This window comes from Winogradskyella echinorum, assembly GCF_014297365.1.
GTDB classification, from domain to species: Bacteria; Bacteroidota; Bacteroidia; order Flavobacteriales; family Flavobacteriaceae; genus Winogradskyella; species Winogradskyella echinorum.
This window is the reverse complement of the sequence record NZ_JACOQD010000001.1, coordinates 517316-537717: the sequence shown is the minus strand read 5'-3', so window position 1 is coordinate 537717 and position 20402 is coordinate 517316. Positions and strand designations below refer to the sequence as shown.

20 protein-coding genes are annotated in these 20402 nt (G+C 31.8%); 10 read left to right on the top strand and 10 right to left on the bottom strand.

Annotation, left to right across the window (positions count from 1 at the left end):
• Nucleotides 1-47: 47 nt before the first annotated feature.
• The 3 genes from H8K90_RS02400 to H8K90_RS02390 are packed head-to-tail and all read right to left on the bottom strand — an operon-like array spanning nucleotide 48 to nucleotide 2697.
• Entirely contained in the window at nucleotides 48-980 is a 933-nt protein-coding gene (locus H8K90_RS02400) for a GYDIA family GHMP kinase (protein ID WP_186844339.1), read from the bottom strand.
• Nucleotides 977-1345, bottom strand: a complete 369-nt coding sequence (locus H8K90_RS02395; RefSeq protein ID WP_186844338.1) for a GIY-YIG nuclease family protein — start codon at nucleotides 1343-1345, stop codon at nucleotides 977-979. The genes H8K90_RS02400 and H8K90_RS02395 overlap by 4 nt, the downstream gene beginning before the upstream one ends.
• Nucleotides 1346-1395: 50 nt before the next feature.
• Nucleotides 1396-2697, bottom strand: coding sequence for a hydroxymethylglutaryl-CoA reductase, degradative (locus H8K90_RS02390; protein WP_186844337.1), 1302 nt, complete (start codon nucleotides 2695-2697; stop codon nucleotides 1396-1398).
• Nucleotides 2698-2940: 243 nt separating this feature from the next.
• On the opposite strand from H8K90_RS02390, the gene H8K90_RS02385 reads away from it, so the two are divergent.
• The 3 genes from H8K90_RS02385 (at nucleotide 2941) to H8K90_RS02375 (ending at nucleotide 7526) form a co-directional block, all read left to right on the top strand.
• Complete coding sequence (locus H8K90_RS02385; RefSeq protein WP_186844336.1) at nucleotides 2941-5172, top strand: S9 family peptidase; 2232 nt, start codon at nucleotides 2941-2943, stop codon at nucleotides 5170-5172.
• A 21-nt stretch (nucleotides 5173-5193) separates the two neighbouring features.
• Nucleotides 5194-6783 carry a peptide MFS transporter gene (locus H8K90_RS02380; protein ID WP_186844335.1) on the top strand — a complete coding sequence of 530 codons (1590 nt, stop codon included), beginning with the start codon at nucleotides 5194-5196 and terminating at the stop codon, nucleotides 6781-6783.
• Nucleotides 6784-6965: 182 nt separating this feature from the next.
• Entirely contained in the window at nucleotides 6966-7526 is a 561-nt protein-coding gene (locus H8K90_RS02375; RefSeq protein ID WP_186844334.1) for a thioredoxin family protein, read from the top strand.
• 117 nt (nucleotides 7527-7643) lie between these two features.
• Here H8K90_RS02375 and H8K90_RS02370 read toward each other — a convergent pair whose 3' ends face one another.
• Nucleotides 7644-9671, bottom strand: coding sequence for a ComEC/Rec2 family competence protein (locus H8K90_RS02370; protein WP_246457489.1), 2028 nt, complete (start codon nucleotides 9669-9671; stop codon nucleotides 7644-7646).
• 41 nt (nucleotides 9672-9712) lie between these two features.
• Between H8K90_RS02370 and H8K90_RS02365 the strand changes: the two genes are divergently transcribed.
• Nucleotides 9713-10273, top strand: a complete 561-nt coding sequence (locus H8K90_RS02365; protein ID WP_186844333.1) for a hypothetical protein — start codon at nucleotides 9713-9715, stop codon at nucleotides 10271-10273.
• A gap of 4 nt (nucleotides 10274-10277) precedes the next feature.
• On the opposite strand, the gene H8K90_RS02360 is transcribed toward H8K90_RS02365, so the two are convergent.
• The 4 genes from H8K90_RS02360 to surE are packed head-to-tail and all read right to left on the bottom strand — an operon-like array spanning nucleotide 10278 to nucleotide 13013.
• A complete protein-coding gene (locus H8K90_RS02360) occupies nucleotides 10278-10787 on the bottom strand; it encodes a C40 family peptidase (protein ID WP_186844332.1) in 510 nt (169 codons plus the stop codon).
• A gap of 51 nt (nucleotides 10788-10838) precedes the next feature.
• Nucleotides 10839-11957 carry a lipid-A-disaccharide synthase gene (gene lpxB, locus H8K90_RS02355; RefSeq protein WP_186844331.1) on the bottom strand — a complete coding sequence of 373 codons (1119 nt, stop codon included), beginning with the start codon at nucleotides 11955-11957 and terminating at the stop codon, nucleotides 10839-10841.
• Entirely contained in the window at nucleotides 11957-12247 is a 291-nt protein-coding gene (locus H8K90_RS02350) for a hypothetical protein (RefSeq protein ID WP_186844330.1), read from the bottom strand. Before H8K90_RS02350 ends, lpxB begins: the two co-directional genes overlap by 1 nt.
• Nucleotides 12240-13013 carry a 5'/3'-nucleotidase SurE gene (surE, locus tag H8K90_RS02345; protein WP_186844329.1) on the bottom strand — a complete coding sequence of 258 codons (774 nt, stop codon included), beginning with the start codon at nucleotides 13011-13013 and terminating at the stop codon, nucleotides 12240-12242. Before surE ends, H8K90_RS02350 begins: the two co-directional genes overlap by 8 nt.
• 342 nt (nucleotides 13014-13355) lie before the next feature.
• Here surE and H8K90_RS02340 point away from each other — a divergent pair, with 342 nt between their 5' ends.
• Genes H8K90_RS02340 through H8K90_RS02330 form a run of 3 tightly spaced genes read left to right on the top strand, consistent with a single transcriptional unit; the run spans nucleotide 13356 to nucleotide 16830 of the window.
• The gene (locus H8K90_RS02340; RefSeq protein ID WP_186844328.1) at nucleotides 13356-15533 is read left to right on the top strand and encodes a carboxy terminal-processing peptidase; all 2178 of its coding nucleotides are present in this window, start codon (nucleotides 13356-13358) and stop codon (nucleotides 15531-15533) included.
• 8 nt (nucleotides 15534-15541) lie between these two features.
• The gene (locus H8K90_RS02335) at nucleotides 15542-16636 is read left to right on the top strand and encodes an ABC transporter permease (protein ID WP_186844327.1); all 1095 of its coding nucleotides are present in this window, start codon (nucleotides 15542-15544) and stop codon (nucleotides 16634-16636) included.
• 17 nt (nucleotides 16637-16653) lie between these two features.
• On the top strand, nucleotides 16654-16830 hold the full coding sequence (locus tag H8K90_RS02330) for a hypothetical protein (RefSeq protein WP_186844326.1): 177 nt from the start codon (nucleotides 16654-16656) through the stop codon (nucleotides 16828-16830).
• A 13-nt stretch (nucleotides 16831-16843) separates the two neighbouring features.
• Here H8K90_RS02330 and yihA read toward each other — a convergent pair whose 3' ends face one another.
• Together yihA and H8K90_RS02320 are read right to left on the bottom strand one after the other, a co-directional pair.
• A complete protein-coding gene (yihA, locus tag H8K90_RS02325; RefSeq protein WP_186844325.1) occupies nucleotides 16844-17458 on the bottom strand; it encodes a ribosome biogenesis GTP-binding protein YihA/YsxC in 615 nt (204 codons plus the stop codon).
• A 52-nt stretch (nucleotides 17459-17510) separates the two neighbouring features.
• Nucleotides 17511-18275 (bottom strand): alpha/beta fold hydrolase, encoded by a 765-nt coding sequence (locus H8K90_RS02320; RefSeq protein WP_186844324.1) that lies wholly within the window; start codon nucleotides 18273-18275, stop codon nucleotides 17511-17513.
• 414 nt (nucleotides 18276-18689) lie between these two features.
• Here H8K90_RS02320 and mraZ point away from each other — a divergent pair, with 414 nt between their 5' ends.
• Genes mraZ through H8K90_RS02305 form a run of 3 tightly spaced genes read left to right on the top strand, consistent with a single transcriptional unit; the run spans nucleotide 18690 to nucleotide 20357 of the window.
• On the top strand, nucleotides 18690-19160 hold the full coding sequence (mraZ, locus tag H8K90_RS02315) for a division/cell wall cluster transcriptional repressor MraZ (RefSeq protein ID WP_186844323.1): 471 nt from the start codon (nucleotides 18690-18692) through the stop codon (nucleotides 19158-19160).
• Nucleotides 19147-20043, top strand: a complete 897-nt coding sequence (gene rsmH / locus H8K90_RS02310; RefSeq protein WP_186845244.1) for a 16S rRNA (cytosine(1402)-N(4))-methyltransferase RsmH — start codon at nucleotides 19147-19149, stop codon at nucleotides 20041-20043. The genes mraZ and rsmH overlap by 14 nt, the downstream gene beginning before the upstream one ends.
• Nucleotides 20040-20357, top strand: coding sequence for an FtsL-like putative cell division protein (locus tag H8K90_RS02305; protein WP_186844322.1), 318 nt, complete (start codon nucleotides 20040-20042; stop codon nucleotides 20355-20357). The genes rsmH and H8K90_RS02305 overlap by 4 nt, the downstream gene beginning before the upstream one ends.
• Nucleotides 20358-20402: the final 45 nt, after the last annotated feature.

The window sequence follows — 20402 nt, the reverse complement described above, 5'->3', positions numbered from 1 at the left end:
TTTTATTTTTATGCATGCTGTACTTGTTTCAGCATTTAAGAGTTTAATCAAAGTACCATTTCAGTGTAAGGAATCACAGTATCAAATCCTTTATCATTAAAGTAGTCTGTAGGATTAGTCTTAGAAGTCACCAAAACAAAGTCACCTCCCCAAGCACCTAAACTTTTTATACTGCCATTAAAGTCTTTAAAAAGTCGAGATTTTATGGTCTTTTGTTTAATGAGATTAGAAATTATTTCCTCGTGGGTTTCGATAAGTGCTTCAAATTCTGAAAGTGATTCACAAGAAATAATTGCATTAGTAATAGTATTTATCTTATTTATTACTTCAGTATCAACTTTAGCATTTTTTTTATATGCAGCTATTCCATCTCTACTATTTTGTTTTTGGTTAAGATAAACAAAGTAGAGTTGTGCCTTAAAAGCAGGACTGAAGCTAACTGCTTCAACTAACGGTTTCTGGCTATATCTTAATAGATAGGTTATCGGTGTATTATTTTGAGCACAAGCAATATCGTATCCACTACCTTTAAATGTTTTTTCTAAAAGTTTGTAGGCGTCAACATTTGCCCAATTTGCAATATTATTAACAAGCGTTGATGAGGTGCCTAATCCCCAAAGTCTATTAAAATCTTGATGTGTTGTAATATTATAACCTTGGTTAGAATTTAAAAACTCAGGATTTAAGTTATAAGTTGCTTTTAAAATTTGAATAAGTCTTTTAGAAATTTCGGTATAGTTTTTAGCTTTTAAACTTAGTCGGTTAGAAGCCTTTTTAATTAAGAATACATCCTCAAACCAAATCTCACCTAATTCATTAAAACTTTTCCAAACTATAGTGTTTAAGTCATTGGTTTCAACCTTTAAGCTCTGACCATATTTAGTTGGTATGGCAAGTGCTTTTGCGCCATCTAATACAACATATTCTCCAGTAAGTAGTAATTTGCCGTTGCTTCTTAATTTCTTTGAACTGATTGTCATTTTATTGAATTGTCTTTGGTGGCTGAACTTAGTCGATTTTCGGTGGCTGAGCGTAGTCGAAGCCACATTTTGTAATGACTATCATTTTTACATTCCGATAGTTTATTTAATTCTTCAAATTTATTCTCAATAAGCGCTTCTTTCTTTTTTCTACTCCAACCTTGAATTTGTTTCTCTCTATAAAATGCGTCATCAATTCTTTGAAATTCTTCAAGATAAATGAGTTGAACAGGCAAACGCTTTTTTGTGTGATTTGCACCTTGTCCGTTATTATGTTGTTCTATACGCAAATCTATATCTATAGTACTTCCTGTATAGTACGATCCATCTGAACATTCTAGTATGTAAACGTATCCTTTTGGCATCTATGTTTTAACGTGACTTCGACTACGCTCAGCCACCAGAGTATTGTCACTTATTTTCTTAAATTTTCTATAGCTTCAACAACTGCACTATGCGTCACTATATTGGTTTTAAAATGTTCTACAATTTGAGTTTTCTCTTTTGTAGTGGCTTCAAATTGATTTAAAATATTCATTAAGTGCATTTTCATATGCCCTTCTTGTATTCCTGTTGTAGTTAAGGATTTTAAAGCAGCGAAATTCTGAGCGAGTCCTGCAACAGCAACAATCTGCATTAAATCTTTTGCTGCAGGTTTTTCGAGCAATTCTAACGAAAATTTCACCAATGGATGTAGGCTCGTTAAACCTCCAACCGTACCCAAAGCTAACGGAATTTCAATCCAAAATCTAAAAGTATCATTATCAATAGAACAATGTGTTAAGCTTGAATATTTGCCATTTCTTGCTGCATAAGCATGTACTCCGGCTTCTACTGCTCTAAAATCATTTCCAGTTGCTAAAACAACAGCGTCAATACCATTCATTATCCCTTTATTATGGGTTACAGCTCTATATGGTTCTACTTCTGCTATATTAACAGCTTGCTTAAATTTTTTTGCAAATACTTCAGGCTTAGAAATGTCTTTACTTTTTAAATCTTCTATTTTACAAGACACTTCCGCTTTAACTAAACAATTAGGGACATAGTTAGATAGTATACTCATAACTATGCTTAAATCACCTTCTAAATTTTTCTCAGCTTCCGACTTAAATGTGGTTGCAAATTGCTCTAAACACGAATTAATAAAATTCGCACCCATAGCATCCAAAGTTTCAAAAGTTGCATGTAGTTGGTAATAATTATCTAAATCGTCAGACTTATTTTTTAATTCTATATCTACAATACCACCACCACGACGTTCCATATTCTTGGTAATATCAGCAGTATCAGAAATTAGTTTGAACTTTACGTTTTCGAAAAAAGTCTTTAGTTGGTTAAAATCACCTTTGTATATAAAGTGAACTTGCCCAATTTTAGTGGTTGAAATTACTTCTGCCTTAAAACCACCTCTATTTAGCCAAAACTTTGCTGCTTTACTAGCAGCCGCTACCACAGAGCTTTCTTCTATGGCCATTGGTATTGTGTATAACCTATCGTTGATTTTAAAATTTGGAGCAACACCAAGTGGTAAGTAGTAATTAGTAATCGTATTTTCTATAAACTCGTCATGTAATTTCTGAAGTTGTTCGTTAGAATTCCAATATTGTTTAACCAGCATTCTTGCGGCTTCTTTATTGGTGAAATATGAATCTAATAACCATTCAATCTTTTCAGATTTACTAAGCTTAGAAAAGCCAGAAATAGCGTTTGGCATATTATTTTTAGTTTTAAAACACAAAGATACTTAGGATTGGCATAAAAAGTGTGGCATAACAACTAATAATTGCGGATTTACTGTTAATAATATCTGTTTTTTGCATTATTTTTAGTAAACTTGGCATTGCTATATTGAAAAATGAGATATATAAAACATTCATAGATTTTAGCATTAATGCGTTAAATATTGCTAATGAGAACGTTCTATATAACCATGAATTAAAATAACAACAAGAAACGTATGAAATTGAGACACTTCATTGCCATTATTGGCTTTTTAACAACTACATTAGTTTATTGTCAAGACAAACAAATTACGCTTCAAGATATATGGAGTGGATCATTTAGAACTGAAGGGATGCAAGCCCTACATTCTATGAAAAATGGAAAGCAGTACTCAGTTCTAAATTTTGATAGGCAAAGTAGAACTTCTACTATCGATATTTACGATTATAAAACCTTAGAAAAAGTAAAAACCTTGGTGTCTTCTGCAGATATAGCAGAAATTCAAGGTTTTTTTGATTATAGTTTTAGTGAAGATGAGTCTAAAATAATTTTAACTACCAATTCTAAACCAGTTTTTAGACGTTCTACTTTAGGTGAATATTATGTTTATGATATCGCTTTAAAAAAAGTGACAAAGGTTTCTGATGACTTGGTGCAAGAACCAACTTTATCACCAGATGCAACTAAAGTAGCTTACGGTTATCAAAATAATCTATATGTTAAAGACCTAAGTTCTGGTAATGTTGAGCAAATTACCAATGATGGTGAAAAGAATAAAATTATTAATGGTATCACGGATTGGGTTTATGAGGAGGAATTTAGTTTTGTAAGAGCTTTCGATTGGAATGCAGATAGCAATAAAATTGCTTTTATTCGTTTTGATGAGTCAGAAGTTCCTGAGTTTTCTATGGATGTTTTTGGTTCAGATTTATATCAAACTCAACAAGTGTTTAAATATCCAAAAGCAGGAGAAGCGAATTCAAAAGTATCTCTGCACTTATATGATTTAAATGCTAATAAAACCAAAATACTAAAAGTTGATAAGGCATATAACGATTTCTACATACCTAGAATAAAATGGACTAAAGATGCCAATGTCTTAAGTGCACAGTATATGAATCGTCATCAAAATGAATTAGACCTTTGGATGATTAACACTAAAGACATGACATCTGATTTGGTTTTAGCCGAAAAAGATAAAGCCTACGTAGATGTAACATTTAACCTAACTTTTTTAAAGGATAATAGTTTTATTTGGACGAGTGAAAAGGATGGCTACAACCATATTTATCACTATGATAACAATGGAAAACTAATAAATCAAATAACTAAAGGTGATTGGGAGGTGACTAATTATTATGGTTTTAATGAAAAAGAAAAAACTATTTATTACCAGTCGGTAGAAAATGGTTCTATAAATAGAGATGTTTATTCCATTAAGTTGAATGGTAAAAACAAAAAGCGCTTAACTAAAACGGATGGTACTAATAGCGCATCATTTAGTGCAGACTTCACCTATTTTATTAATACACATTCTAGTGCTACATCTCCGCCAGAATATACCTTAAATAGTTCTAAGTCTGGTAACGTTGTAAAAAGCATAAAAGATAACGATAGATTATCAAAAAAAGTTGCTGATTATGTAACCTCCAAGAAAGAGTTTAGCACTATAAATGTTAATGGTAATGAACTAAATATGTGGATGATTAAACCTGCGGATTTTGATGAGAATAAAGAATATCCTTTATTTATGTATCAATATTCTGGGCCAGGTTCTCAGCAAGTTGCTAATCGTTGGAATAGTGCAAATGATTACTGGTACCAAATGCTAGCACAGCAAGGCTATATTGTAGCTTGTGTAGATGGCAGAGGAACTGGGTTTAAAGGGGCAGACTTTAAAAAAGTAACGCAAAACGAATTAGGTAAATACGAAGTTGAAGATCAAATTGCAGCAGCGAAGAAATTAGGAGCTTTACCTTATATAGATGAAACCAGAATGGGAATTTGGGGATGGAGTTACGGAGGTTTTATGAGTAGTAATGCCTTGTTTAAGGGAAATGATGTCTTTAAAATGGCAATTGCTGTAGCGCCCGTTACAAGCTGGAGATTCTACGATACTATTTACACTGAGCGCTATATGACGACTCCACAAGAAAACCCAAGTGGTTATGATGAAAACTCACCAATAAATCATGTAGATAAACTTAAAGGTGATTTCTTGCTAATTCATGGTTCAGGTGATGATAATGTGCATTTACAAAATACCATGCGTATGGTAGAGGCATTGATTCAAACAGATAAACAGTTTGAATGGATGATCTATCCAGATAAAAATCATGGTATTTATGGTGGAAACACACGCTTGCATTTATACAAAAAGATGACCAATTTTATCAATAAAACTTTAGGTGATAAGCTAGAGAAAAATGATAAAAAGGAAGAGGTTTCATCTAAAATTAAAGGTTAAACTAACTAAATAATTATATATATGGAATTTAAATTTGGCGGTTCAGCTGAGAACCAAAAAACCGTTTTAGGACATCCAGCAGGTCTGTTTGTTCTATTCTTTACTGAAATGTGGGAACGTTTTTCTTATTATGGAATGCGCGCATTACTTGTTCTGTTTTTAGTATCGACAGTTCTAGATGGAGGATGGGAATGGACAAGAGCAGATGCATTAGTTCTTTATGGATGGTACACAGGTTTAGTTTATATAACACCAATTATCGGAGGATTTATTGCGGATAAATTTATGGGCTATCGAAGAGCTGTCGTTCTTGGGGCTTTCATAATGACTTTAGGACATGCGGCAATGGCTCTAGAAGGAATGACATCAATATTCTTTTATGCTGGTTTAACATTATTAATTATCGGTAATGGTTTTTTTAAGCCAAACATTTCTTCAATGGTTGGTCAATTATATAAATCTCAGGGAAAAGAGAAAGATGCTGGTTATACCATATTTTATATGGGTATTAATGCTGGTGCATTTTTAGGAATTCTTTTATGTGGTTATGTAGGTGAAAAAGTAGGATGGCATTATGGTTTTGGACTTGCTGGTATTTTTATGTTTTTAGGGATGTTACAATTTTATTTCACTCAAAGTATATTTGGTAAAATAGGTTTGTCACCTAAGCAAACTGAAGATTTTGATGATGTAATTGAAGATAGTATAGAAAAAATAGAAGATAATGTTGAGGATGTTATTGAAGAAGCTGAGAATTCTAAGGTAGTAAAAGATCGACTATTTGTTATTGGTATATTTTCATTGTTCGTAATTTTCTTTTGGTGGGCTTTTGAACAAGCAGGTGGTTCTATGACCATTTTTGCAGCTGATTACACTGATAGAGCCCTTGAAGGTAGTGCTGCTACAACTTTTAAAATTGTTAATACAATTATAACCGTAGTCCCTATGATAGTTATTACATGGGTGTTAGCTATGTTATTTAAACAAACATTTAAAAAATATGCATTAGCCAATATATTATTAGCTGCAAGTTTTGTGATTATTTGGGGTATTGTAATTTGGATGTTAAATAGAGAATTTCAAGCAGATACAACTGAAGTGCCAGCCTCTTGGTTTTCTGTGTTAAACTCGTTATTTATTATTTTGTTTGCTCCATTATTTTCTAAAGTATGGGAAAGTAAATTCAACCCTTCTGGTCCAATTAAATTTGCTATAGGATTATTACTAGTTGGTTTAGGATTCGCAGCATTGGCTTATGGTTCTGCAGGCATTCCAGATGGTGCAAAAACAGCTTCAGTGAGTTTAATGTATTTAGTGGTAGCTTATTTTCTTCATACTATGGGGGAATTATGTGTGTCACCAGTAGGATTATCTTATGTAAGTAAGTTAGCACCTGTTAAATTAGTAAGTATGATGTTTGGTATTTGGTTTACTGCAAATTTCTTTGCCAACCTATTAGGTGGTTTTACTGGTAGTTACATGGATCCTATAATGGAAGAGCATGGTTTAACTACATTCTTTTTAATATTTACTATTATACCTATTGCTGCTGCTGTAATAATGTTCTTATTAAATCCAATGTTAAAACGTAAAATGCATGGAATAGATTAAGGTCAGAACAGTTTTAACCGTTAAAATAACTTAAAATGCTCCTAAAAAGGAGCATTTTTTGTAAGTTGGGCGTGAATTTTGCAACAAATCAGTTATAAAATGAGGAATGTAGTTATATGAAACTACTAAAAATGTTTATTGACGAATTACATTTAACCTTATTAAAAAATATAAATCTTCAAATGAAAAAACTAGGATATTTATTTGTTATACTTCTATTAGCTTCTTTTAAACCTGCTGAAAAAGAAACAGAAGGAAAGATAAATTGGATTACAATAGAAGAAGCTATTGAGCTTCAGAAAACAGCACCAAAAAAGATAATTATGGATGTTTATACCAACTGGTGTGGTCCATGTAAGATGCTAGATAAAAATACTTTCGGTAATGCAGATGTGGCAAATTATATAAATGAACATTATTATGCTGTAAAGTTTAATGCAGAGGGCAATGATTCGGTAACGTATAAAGATAAAACCTTTGGAAACCCAAAATATGATGCCACCAAAGCTAATAGAAGAAATAGCGCGCATGAGTTTTCAAGATTTCTTAATGTAAGAGCATACCCAACGATGGTGTTTTTTGATGAAGAAGCTAATTTTATTACGCCAGTTACGGGTTATCTAAAACCACAGCAATTAGAGTTGTATTTAAAGCTATTTAAAAGTGATAAATACAAGGATATGAAAACACAAGAACAGTTTAACGAATATTACAAATCCTTTAAGCCAACGTTTAAAGAGTAAAAAATTCGTCAATTCGAGTGATTTTTATAAACCTTAGTTTAGAAAAATTGTATCGAGAATAGAATTCCTTGTTCTTGATATTTTTTCTTTTATAAAAAATTTGAGCTGACAGTTTAGTTATTTTAAAATATAAGCTCCCTTTTCATTAGTATAATGGAAAGGGATTTTTTTATGCTCGCAAGTTGCTTTCCAGCGTTTTACATAAGATTTATAGTTGCTAGCATCTGCAATAATTTGTTTTGGTTTTAAACTATCAATTAGACGATTGAGATTTAATCTTGGTGAGTTTCTTAATAAAACAGAATTGGGATTAAAGCTAAGTCCATTGTATACTCCTAAGCTATCTACCACTAAAATAGTTTTATTGTTGAATTGATATACAGATTGTAAACTATCAGAAGTAACACGTTCTATAGATTCACCGACTTTGAAGTTTTTTATAACATTATCGGTTGTTTGTTTTAAAGAATCGAGATTATGATGCACCATAAGTTTCTCATTTTCTTTTTGTCCTATTATAGAAAAACGACTTTTATTAAAGACAATAAAGACATCATTTTGTGTTTTGTTAATGTTATAAAAGGATATGCCTTGAAAACAGATAATACCAAACAAACTCATGGCTACCCATTTAAAAGTTTTATACTTATAAACTTGGACAAATCCAATAATTATAAAATAAGAACATATAACTTGTAGTATCGTAAACGGAATATCTCTAAGCAGAAAATCTTCAAACTGAGCAACCCAAGCAATAAAGCTATTTAAGCTATCTATAATGTAACTATAAGTAATGACCATAAAGTTGGGTAATATATTCAGTAAGACTAAAACAATTATTAATAAACCAAAACCGAGGATTAAACCTAAAAACGGAATCACAACAATATTAGAAATAAAGAACAGTCCAGGGAATTGATGAAAGTAAAATAGACTTATTGGTACAACTCCTACTTGTGCGGACAAGGTCACTGTAAAAATCTGCCAAGGTTTATCAATTATCCAATACTTTGGTTTCCAGAGTTTATAAATAATTGGTTGCACGCTAACAATACCTAAAACTGCTAAATAACTCATTTGAAAACCAACTTCGAACAGAAAAGTAGGTTTAAACAAAAGAATTATAAATGCCGAAATAACCAAGGTGTTATAAATATTGGTTGGTCGTTTTAAATGCATGGCAATACTTATAATGCTAAACATAGCCACTGCTCTCGTTACAGAAGGAGATAAACCCGCAATTATGGCAAATAACCAAAGCAGAATAACAATAACAAGTGGTCTTAAAAAGCGTCCATGTTTAAGATAGAGTAGTGGACGAAAAAGAAAATTAAGAATTAGTAATAAAATACCAACATGAAGGCCAGAAACTGCAAGAATATGTATGGTACCAGAATTTACATAGTTATTATAAATCGTTTTGTCAATAGTTTGACGCTGACCAAGTAATAGCGCATTCATAATACTAAGTGCATCTTTTTTGAATCCGGCTTCTATTAGTTTTTCGTTAATAGTAGTTCTCAAGTTATCAGCATAACCATAAATAGTAGTTTTAGAATCTGAAAGCAGTAATAACTCATCTTGTTTTAAGTATAACTGATGGTAAACTTGTTTCAATTCTAAATATTTGCTGTAATCAAATTGATGCGGATTTAATGGCTTCTGAATACCCTTTAATGCTGTAGAGGTGAATAATACATCATCAACATTAAATGATTTTGTTAAACTATCTCGTTTAATATTAATCAGTAATTGACCAGTGGCTTTTTCATTATTAAATGACTTTACGGAAACGATATATTTATTGTTGTAAAGGTCTGGCTTAAGTCGTTCTTTAATTTTGAAAACAATCGCATTAGAATTTTCAGCACGTAGATGAGAATAATGGATTGTTCGTAGTTTTTCATCTTGGAGGTTGTAAGACGTGATACCTATACAAATCATAGAAATGTACGTCAATAAACCAAAATATGGTAGTCTGTCTATTTTCTTTCTCAGTAAAAACCAGTAAATGCTAAGTAGAATAACTGAACCAATTGTTGTGTATAAAACAATATTGAAATTGATATTAAAATAATGCGCTAATACAATTCCAATAACCAAACAAATGGTTAGCTTTATGATGGTGAAATTTAGTAACTTCATGAATGTTAGTTACTAATATAAAAATTAATTAATTGATAATTATGAAAAGTGTACTTAGTGTTCTATTAATAATCATGATGCAGCAAGCTTTTAGTCAAAACTTTAGTATAGATAAAATTGAACTACAAGATACTATTTTGATAACTCAAATAAAGAAATTTATTAGTAGTACAAAAAAGAAAAAAAGTGTATTTGAGAATAGAGGTTATGTAGAATTGAGATATAAATACGTGAATAAACAGACCAAAGGTGATGAGCTTAGATACAAAATTTCTATAAAAGATCAGTACTATCGTCCTGAGATAGATAGAATGATATGTCCAAGGTATTATTGTTATATTGAAGGCAAGCTTGTATTAATATATGACCTTTGGTCAGATATGTTAGAGCAACCGAAATATAAGAAAAGAATAAAGCGAAAACTTAAAAAGTTAATGAAACCTTATTTGGACAAGCCTAAACATATTAAAGTAAGAGATAGTACAGGTGAAATTATTATAAATGATAAAGATTTTGTGCCAGAAAGTTTTAATATCCATGGAGGGATTACATTATCAATTTTTGGAAATGGCGAGTTTAAAATAGAGAAAGGGGTTTATTAAAGATTTACAAAACCCTACGAGCCTGCACAAAAGCAAAATACCAATACTTTTCAGCTAGAGAAGACACCATAACGCCTCTGCTACTAGACGCATGTATAAATTCTATGTTGCCAGCCCTAACATTAGTAACGATACCAACATGGTTTACTTTTCTGCTATTTTTCTTGGTTGCAAAAAAGACCAAATCGCCAACATTTACTTCTTTTAGGTCTATCCAATCGCCTGTGCCTTGCAATCCTGCTGTGGTTCTAGGTAGGTTAACGTTATGTTCCTTAAAGCTGGTGTAAATTAAGCCAGAACAATCCATACCACGCTTTGTAGTGCCTCCATATTTGTAACGGGTGCCATCAAATGTTTTAGCAAATTTCACGATAGATTCAGCTTCTTCTGAAGGTTTGGCTGAAGTATTTACCTTAACAGTGTGTGTCTGTCTTTTTTTACTCGAATAGCTTTTTTTCGATTTACAACTGCAAACTAATAGGATTAAAAAGATAAAGGGTAATATTTGTTTCATTTGTGATTTGGCTATTGCTTTTGGAATTTAGTTGTTTGTTATTTGGAATTTCTATAGGTTATTTGAGATTTGTGAAACAATCAATTCGGCAGCCTTGTCACTAGCACCTCTGCCACCAAGTTGTTTTTCTAATTCATAGTAATCTAAAAACAGTTGCTCACGTTTATTAGATTCTAATATGGCAGTCAATTCTTTTTTAAGACGGTTTTTGTTTAAATCTCCTTGGATAAGTTCGGTAACGACTTCTCGATCCATTATTAAATTCACCAATGAAATAAATTTTAAAGTAATAATACGTTTCGCTATTTGGTAAGAAATAGCATTCGCCTTATAGCAAACCACTTGCGGAACTTTAAACAAAGCTGTTTCTAATGTAGCAGTTCCAGAAGTTACCAAAGCGGCAGTAGATATACTTAATAAATCATAAGTTTTATTAGATATAAAAGCCACATTATCTTGTTTTATAAAACTTTGGTAAAAACTAAAATCTTGACTAGGCGCTCCGGCAATAACAAATTGATAATCTTTAAAATCATTGACAATGCTTAGCATTACTCCAAGCATTTTAGTGATTTCTTGTTTTCGACTTCCAGGTAGCAGAGCTATAATAGGTTTATCGCTAAGATTGTGAGTTTTTCTAAAGTCATTTTCTTCAACTTGAGGTCGATCTGCAATAGCATCAATAAGTGGATGTCCCACAAAATGAACCTCATAACCGTATTTTTTATAAAATTCTTTTTCAAACGGAAGGATGCAGTACATCGCATCAATATCGCGTTTTATTTTTTCTACACGACCAGCTCTAGAAGCCCAAACTTGTGGTGAAATGTAATAATGCGTTTTAAATTTCTGCTCTTTTGCCCATTTGGCAATACGAAGATTAAAACCCGAATTATCAATAAAAATAATCACATCTGGCTGAAATTTTTCAATATCAGCTTTACAGAATTTTATATGTTTTGTAATTTTTCTGAGGTTCATAATCACCTCTGCAAAACCCATAAACTGACGTTCTTTATAATGCATTACCAATTCACCACCAACAGATTGCATTAAATCACCACCCCAAAATCTAATATCAGCCTTCTCATCTTGTTTCAACAAGGCCTTCATAAGATTAGAACCATGCAAATCGCCTGAAGCTTCACCAGCAATGATATAATACTTCATTAGTTCATGTTTTTTATAATCATTGTAGAAATTAATATTAATACAGTGGCAATGAGAACTCCTTTCGCTCTGTTGTCTTTGTTCTTTTTTAGAAATAAGAAAAAAGTACCAAGATTAATCAACGCGCCTATACTCATAAGTTTAGTTAAAAAACCTTCGTTTATAGCTTGTTTAAAAACAGTTCCCCAATCATCAGATTTACCAAAAATTTGAATTGCTAAAATTAGACCAAATGCCGCAGCTATGAGTCCTACGATAAAACCAATTAAAATTTCTTTTTTATTATTCATTTAATTTCCATGTATTTAAATTCTGAATGGTGTGATGCGCAGTCAAATCAAACTGAACAGGTACCACGGAGATATAACCATTTTCTAAAGCCCATTCGTCTGTGTCTTCACCATTATCCATATTTACAAACTTACCAGTAAGCCAATAATAATCGCGACCCATTGGATTGGTGCGTTTATCAAATTCTTCTTTCCAATTGGCACGTGCTTGTCGGCAAACTTTGATGCCTTTTATAGCCTTTTTTTCAAGATTCGGTATATTCACATTCAATACCACACCATCTGGTAATCCATGTTCTAAAACTTGTTTAGTAATGGTTTTAATAAATGACTTGCTATGTTCAAAATTAGCATTCCAATTATAATCCAAAAGTGAAAATCCTATGGCAGGAATCCCTTCTATACCAGCCTCTAAAGCAGCACTCATGGTTCCGGAATAAATTACATTTATAGAAGAATTAGAGCCGTGATTAATGCCAGAAACACAGATATCTGGTCGTCTATCTAAAATTTCATTTACAGCTAATTTTACACAATCTGCAGGTGTACCAGAACAACTATATTCGGGTTGCTTGCCATCAATGGTTACTTTTTCAATATGTAAAGTAGAATTGATGGTTATAGCGTGTCCCATAGCACTTTGTGGGCTATCTGGTGCAACTACTACTACATCACCAATAGTATTCATTACAGAAATTAGGGTTCTTATTCCTGGTGCTGTAATGCCATCATCATTGGTAACAAGAATTAAAGGACGTTTAGACATCTAAAAAATGATTAATTGGTTGTAAAAATACTAAAAAAGCTTGCGTTTTATCGATAATGTGCGCTTTAACAAAAAATTAGTGCCATGTTTTTTTATGGCACGGTTTTTTCTTCTATTTTAGTGAAAAATTGAAAACCTACAATTAAAAGAATAATGAACATTATGAATATGAACCGAGCGATGGATTGGTATTCAAATTAAGTTTCAAGATTGTTGCGAATACATTTTACCTACAAATAAATAAAAAAGAAAAAATGAACCGAGCCTAATAACTAGTATTAATTGAATATGGAATTATAAAGGCGAACACATTTTTACCTACAAATAAATAAAAAAGAAAAAATGAAAGGGAATTATAAATTTTTACTACTAGCATTATTAATAGCCTTTGCCTCATGTAGTTTTACAAATAAAAAGTTTGAGGATCCGGATAAAGATAAATTGTTAATTCAGTTGATTACTTATCTTTTAGATCAGGCACATTTTAATCCGCAAGATATAAACGATGATTTTTCGGCAAATGTTTTTGAGGATTATTTAAATAACATTGATCCATTTAAACGTTATTTTTATGCGTCAGATATTAAAGAATTTGAAGCATACAAAAATCTTTTAGACGATCAAATTAAAGTGCACGATGTTACTTTTTTTAATCTTACGCACCAAAGATTACTTCAACGTATCGATGAATCGAAAAAGATTTATGCCCAAATTTTAGAAAAGCCTTTCGATTTTACAAAGGATGAAGCCTATTCTGCAGACTATGAAAAGTTAGATTATGTTAGCAGTAAAAAAGAAATGAAAGAACGTTGGAGACAACAACTTAAGTTTTCGACAATTGCAAATTATGATGATGCTATTGCTCAGCGCGATTCTAATCTTGAAAATAATAATCTTCCAGAAAGTGTGTTTTCTTCTGAAAAGAAAAAACAAAAATCCAAGGATAAAAAATCCTTAAAAGAGGTCGAAGTTGAGGCAAGATTAGCAACTAAGCGTTCGTTAGATGAGCTTTATGATTATATAGATGACAGACGACGTACAGATTGGTTTTCTGTATACATAAACGCTATTGTAGAAGGGTTTGATCCTCATACATTTTATTTTGCACCAGAAGACAAAGAACGTTTTGATAGAGATATGTCTGGTAATTTTGAAGGAATTGGAGCACGTTTACAGAAGAAAGTAGATGGCATTATGGTTAACGAAATTATTAGTGGAGGTCCAGCATGGAGAGCTAATGAGCTAGAAGTAGGTGATCAAATTCTTAAGGTAAAACAAGAAGATGAAGAAGAGCCAGTTAATATTGTTGGTATGCGTTTAGATGATGCTATTAAATTTATTAAAGGTCCTAAAGGAACAGTAGTTACATTAACATTGAAAAAAGTTGATGGTACTATTGAAGATATTTCTATAACTAGAGATATTGTTGAGTTAGAAGAGACTTATGCAAAATCTTCTACCGTAGAAAAAGATGGAAAAACCTTTGGAATTATCAATTTACCTAAGTTCTATATTAATTTCGAAGATTATAATAAAAGAAATGCAGCTTCAGATATTAAGCAAGAAATTTTGCGTCTAAAAGAACAAGGGGTGCAAGGTTTAGTATTAGATTTGAGAAACAACGGTGGTGGTTCTCTACAAACGGTTGTTGATATCGCAGGTTTATTTATTGAAGAAGGTCCAGTAGTACAAGTTAAAGGTGCTGGAGAATCCAAGCAAGTTTTAAGAGATAGAGATAAAGCTATTGTATGGGATGGTCCTTTGGTAATTTTAGTAAACGAATTGTCGGCATCTGCATCTGAAATTTTAGCGGCAGCAATGCAAGATTATAAACGTGGTATTGTAATAGGTAGCAAGCAAACTTATGGTAAGGGAACAGTTCAAAATGTACTAGATTTAAATACCATGGTACGCAACAATACTAATGGTGACATGGGAGCGCTAAAGTTTACTACTCAGAAATTTTATAGAATTAATGGTGGTTCTACGCAGTTAGAAGGTGTTAAAAGTGATGTGGTTGTACCAGATCGTTATAGTTATATAAATATTGGTGAAAAAGATCAGGATAATCCATTACCATGGGATAAAATTGATGCTGCAGATTATAATGTTTGGGAAAATTATTTCGATTATGATACTACAATTAGTAAAAGTAAAGCTAGAATGGCTGCCAATGAGCAGTTAAAGCTAATTGATGCTAATGCAAAATGGGTGAAGAAAATAAGAGACCAAGAGTTATATTCATTAAACTACAATGAATATAAAAAACAAATGGAATTGAATGAAGAGGAAGCAAAACGTTTTTCTAAGCTATCAGAATATCAAACAAACTTAACATTTAACTCTCTGCCATATGAGATGAAGTTAATGGATAGTGATTCTATCTTAAAAGAAAAGCGTAAACGTTGGCATCTTGCTTTAGCTAAAGATGTATATATAGAAGAAGCATTAAATGTGCTTAACGATTTAAAAATGACTTATGCTATTAAAAACAAAGTAGCAAATTCAGTGAAGAATTAAAACTATAAATGGGAAACCAAAATAATTCACTTACAAGATTAGCGCTTCAAAAGTTTAAAAAAAACTTTTGGGGCGTTTTTAGTATAAGTATAATTGGTTGTATTGGTCTCCTTTCAATTTTTGCATATTTATTTGCGCCAGATGCTTCAAAAAATGCAAATCAAATGCATTTGTCTATCCATTCAAAATCACCAGGTTTCGAAGTGCAGATGCTTACCATTCCTTCAGGCATAGAATCTGATCAAAATTTTATGTCTCAATTATTTTTTGGTGAAGAGAATACCGATACAGAAATCCCTATTCAGTCTTATAAAGTTAATGATGGTATTTTAACTTATATAGAATATACTTCTGATGGTTTACAAGGCTTAGAGAAACAGATTGCATTAAGTAAGTTTCCTGAAAAGGATTATAAAGAATACATAGATAATAGAAACTTTATTTTCGGTACAGATAAATATGGTAGAGATTACTTAAGTCGAATTTTAATTGGCTCCCGTATTTCCTTTTTTATAGGTTTTGTGGCTGTTTTTATTTCATTATTAGTTGGTCTTTTAATGGGAAGTTTAGCGGGTTATTATGGAGGAAAAGTGGATGCTTTTATTATGTGGATCATTAATATTACATGGTCAATACCGACTTTGTTATTGGTAATTGCAATTACTTTAGCTTTAGGTAAGGGATTTTGGCAAGTGTTTATTGCTGTAGGTTTAACGATGTGGGTGGAAGTCGCTAGAGTAGTGAGAGGACAGATAATAAGTGCAAAGGAAATGCAATATGTAACTGCCGCTAAAGCGTTAGGTTATAATGATTATAGAATTGTAACAAAACATATCTTACCAAACATATTCGGGCCTTTAATTGTTATATCTGCCGCTAATTTTGCAGCTGCAATTCTAATAGAAAGCGGATTAAGTTTTTTAGGAATAGGTGCGCAACCACCAATGGCAAGTTGGGGTGCTATGATAAAAGACCACTATAATTATATCATTTTAGGTAAACCGTATTTAGCATTAATACCTGGCTTTTGTATTATGTTGCTGGTAATGGCATTTATGTTGGTTGGTAATGCCTTGAGAGATGCTTTGGATGTAAAAACTTAAAAACAAAATATTTAATTATGAATAGAAAGGGTCAGATAATTTTTTTACTAGTATTTGTAGTGTCTAGCTTGTTATTAGATTCAGGATTTTCTATGGAATTTCCAAAAATGGGAAGCGTTATAAGAGCTCTTATTGGTGGTGTTTTAGGGATAGTGTTAATTAACGTTTTGCAGAAAAAAGAAGGTGAAAATTAAAATAAAGTTTATTTTATTGATTCTTCAATTGCTCTATTTCTTCATTTATATTTCCAATAAAATCTAGAACATCTTCTTTGCCGATATGCTTAGATGATGAGGTTACAAAATATTGAGGAATTTCTTCCCATGTTTTTAATAACTCTTCGCAATATTCATTAACATGACGGTCTATAGCCATAGGTTTTAGCTTATCTGCTTTAGTAAATATAATACCAAACGGAATGCCGCTTTCACCTAAATATTGCATAAATTCTAAATCAATAGGCTGAGGTTTATGTCTAATATCTACTAATACAAATGCCGAAATAAGTTGTTGTCGTTTTTCAAAATAATTGGTAATAAACTTTTGAAATTTCTTTTTCGAAGTTTTTGAAACACGTGCATAACCATAACCAGGTAAATCAACTAAGTACCAACTATCATTAATTATAAAGTGATTAATTAGTTGAGTTTTTCCAGGTCGTCCAGATGTTTTTGCTAAACTCTTTCTGTCTGTTAGCATATTTATTAACGAAGATTTACCAACATTACTTCGTCCTATAAAAGCATATTCTGGCAAGTTGTTCTTAGGGCATTTTGCCACTTCAGAATTACTAACTACAAATTCAGCTGATTTTATTTTCATGATACTTCCTGCAGAAGCAAGAGTCTTATTTAATTAAACTTAGTGGTATACTTTAAAAGCCTTTAGATTCTAACCACCCTTTAAGAATTTTGTTGAACTCCTCTGGGTGTTCCATCATGGCGGCATGGCCACATTTATCAATCCAAAACAAGTCAGAATCTGGTAATAATTGATGGAACTCTTCTGCAACTTCAGGAGGTGTTACATTATCGTTTTTACCCCAAATAATGCAAGTTGGTGTGTGCATTTTTGGTAAGTCTTTAGCCATATTGTGTCTAATAGCACTTTTAGCAATAGCTAAGGTTTTTATAAGCTTATTTCTGTTATTAACTGTTTCGTAAACTTCGTCAACGATTTCTTTAGTAGCAACCTCAGGATCATAAAAGACATCTTGTGCTTTTTTCTTTATAACTTCGTAATCACTGCGTTTTGTATATCCACCTCCCATGGCACTTTCATATAGTCCAGAACTACCAGTAATGATTAGTGATTTAACCTTTTCTGGATATAATTTTGTATGGTACAAACCAATGTGTCCGCCTAAAGAATTTCCTAATAAAATGACTTCTTCCAAACCTTTAAATTCAATAAATTCTTTGAGGTAATTGGCAAAGCTTTTTACGTTAGTTTTTAACAGAGACATGGTGTAAATAGGGAGTTCTGGTATAATAACCTTATATCCATTTGTACTAAAAAAATTAGTTACAGCATCAAAATTACTGAGTCCACCCATCAATCCGTGCAACACAATAATTGGTGTTCCTTCTCCTACTTCAATATATCTATAATCCTTTTCTTTTTTTAAAAGGTGTGTCATCTATAAGTTGGTGCTTTTAGTGTTGAAAACAAAAGTACATGATTTTTTTCATTTATAAATTGATAAAAATAAATGAAACAAAAACATGGACTAACGAAGTGGTTACTGATGTAAAATTAAATTTTGTTGTTTTTTAAAACAAATTTAATTTCTACTGAATAAATATAACTAAATCCTTTTGAATAAAAATATATCTATCATTTTTCGATGTTTCCAAACGAAAAATTTAAAACAGATCATTGTTAATAATTACCACTTTAAAAATCTTTCATAAATATCAATTTCATTGACTTCTTTTTGATTTGAAAAAATATAAATACAAAACTTATTAACAAAAGTGGGAGTATGTGGTAAAAAGTGGTGTTTTTTTCAATATATTTGAATCTTAATCGTTTAAGTGGTAAAACAAATACGTTGAATTCATTCATAGGAACATACGAGTGTAAAGCTGATGTCAAGGGAAGACTAATGATTCCGGCTGTTTTAAAGAAACAGTTAGCAGGTGCTTTGCAGGATGGTTTTGTGTTGAAGCGTGCTGTTTTTCAACCGTGTTTAGAATTATATCCAATGTCTGAGTGGAATGCAATGATGCAGAAGGTGAATAAGCTTAATCGGTTTAAGAAGAAAAATAACGATTTTATAAGACGTTTTACAGCTGGAGTTAAAATGGTTGAAGTTGATAATGCTGGGCGACTATTGATTCCTAAAGATCTAATCAGTTTTTCTGGTATTTCAAAGCAAGTGGTGTTGGCTTCTGCAGTTAATATTATTGAAATCTGGGATAAGGATAAATATGAACAAGCTATTGACGATGCTGCATCAGACTTTGCTGACCTTGCAGAAGAAGTAATGGGACAAGATGAAGATGACAATGGATTATCATAATGCGGTATTACTAAAAGAAACTGTTGATGGTTTAGATATTCAACCTAATGGTGTTTATGTAGATGTCACTTTCGGTGGTGGTGGTCATAGCAAAGAGATATTATCAAGGCTTGGTCCAAAAGGAAAATTATATGCATTCGATCAAGATAAAGATGCATTAGCTAATGCTATTGAAGATGATCGATTTGTTCTCATAAATGAGAATTTTAGATATATAAAAAGGTTCTTAAGATTTTATGGTGTTAAGGAGGTTGATGGTGTATTGGCGGACTTCGGTGTGTCATCACATCAATTTGATGTTGCAGAACGTGGTTTTTCTACACGCTTTGAAGCCGATTTAGACATGCGCATGAATCAGGATAATAAATTGTCTGCCTTTGAGGTGGTGAATAATTACTCTGAGGAGCGAATAAAAAATGTGCTTTTACAGTATGGTGAGTTAAGACAAGCGCCAGCAATGGCAAGAGTTATTGTCGCAGAAAGAGTGAAAGAGGAGATAAAAACAAGCGAGCAATTAAAAGCGGTTTTAAAACCCTTTTTAAATCATCAAAAAGAAAACAAGGTTTTAGCTCAAATCTATCAAGCGATTAGAATTGAAGTGAATCAGGAGATTGAAGTATTAAAAGAGTTATTGCTTCAAACACCAGAAATTTTAAAGAAAGGTGGGAGATTAAGTTTTATATCCTACCATTCTTTAGAAGATAGATTAGTAAAACGCTTTATTAGAAATGGTTTGTTTGAAGGTGAGCCAGAGCGCGATATGTTTGGGAATTTTGAAGTGCCTTTAAAGAAAGTAGGTAAACTGATAATTCCATCACAATCAGAAATAAAAGTCAATAATAGAGCAAGAAGTGCAAAGCTTCGAGTTGCTGAAAAGATATGAAGAAAAACATCTACAGCATATTACGTGGAAAGTTTCTAATCAGTGATGATTCGTTTAAAAATTGGCGCATCATCATTTTTATTTCAGTCCTAGCGATTATAATGATTGCGAGCTCACATAGTGCAGATAAAAAGGTGTATGAGATTGCAAAGTTAACTAATGAAGTTAAGGAATTGCGTTCGGCATTTGTGGATAAAAGAGGGAAGTTAATGCGTCTAAAAAAAGAATCTTTTGTAGAGGCAGAAATGAAGGAAAAAGGTATTGAGATTTCTTTAAATCCGCCAACAAAAATAGTAGTAAGAACCTCAAAGTAGGGTTTGTATAAATAAAAAAATAAGTTAGGATTTTTATTAGTCTTA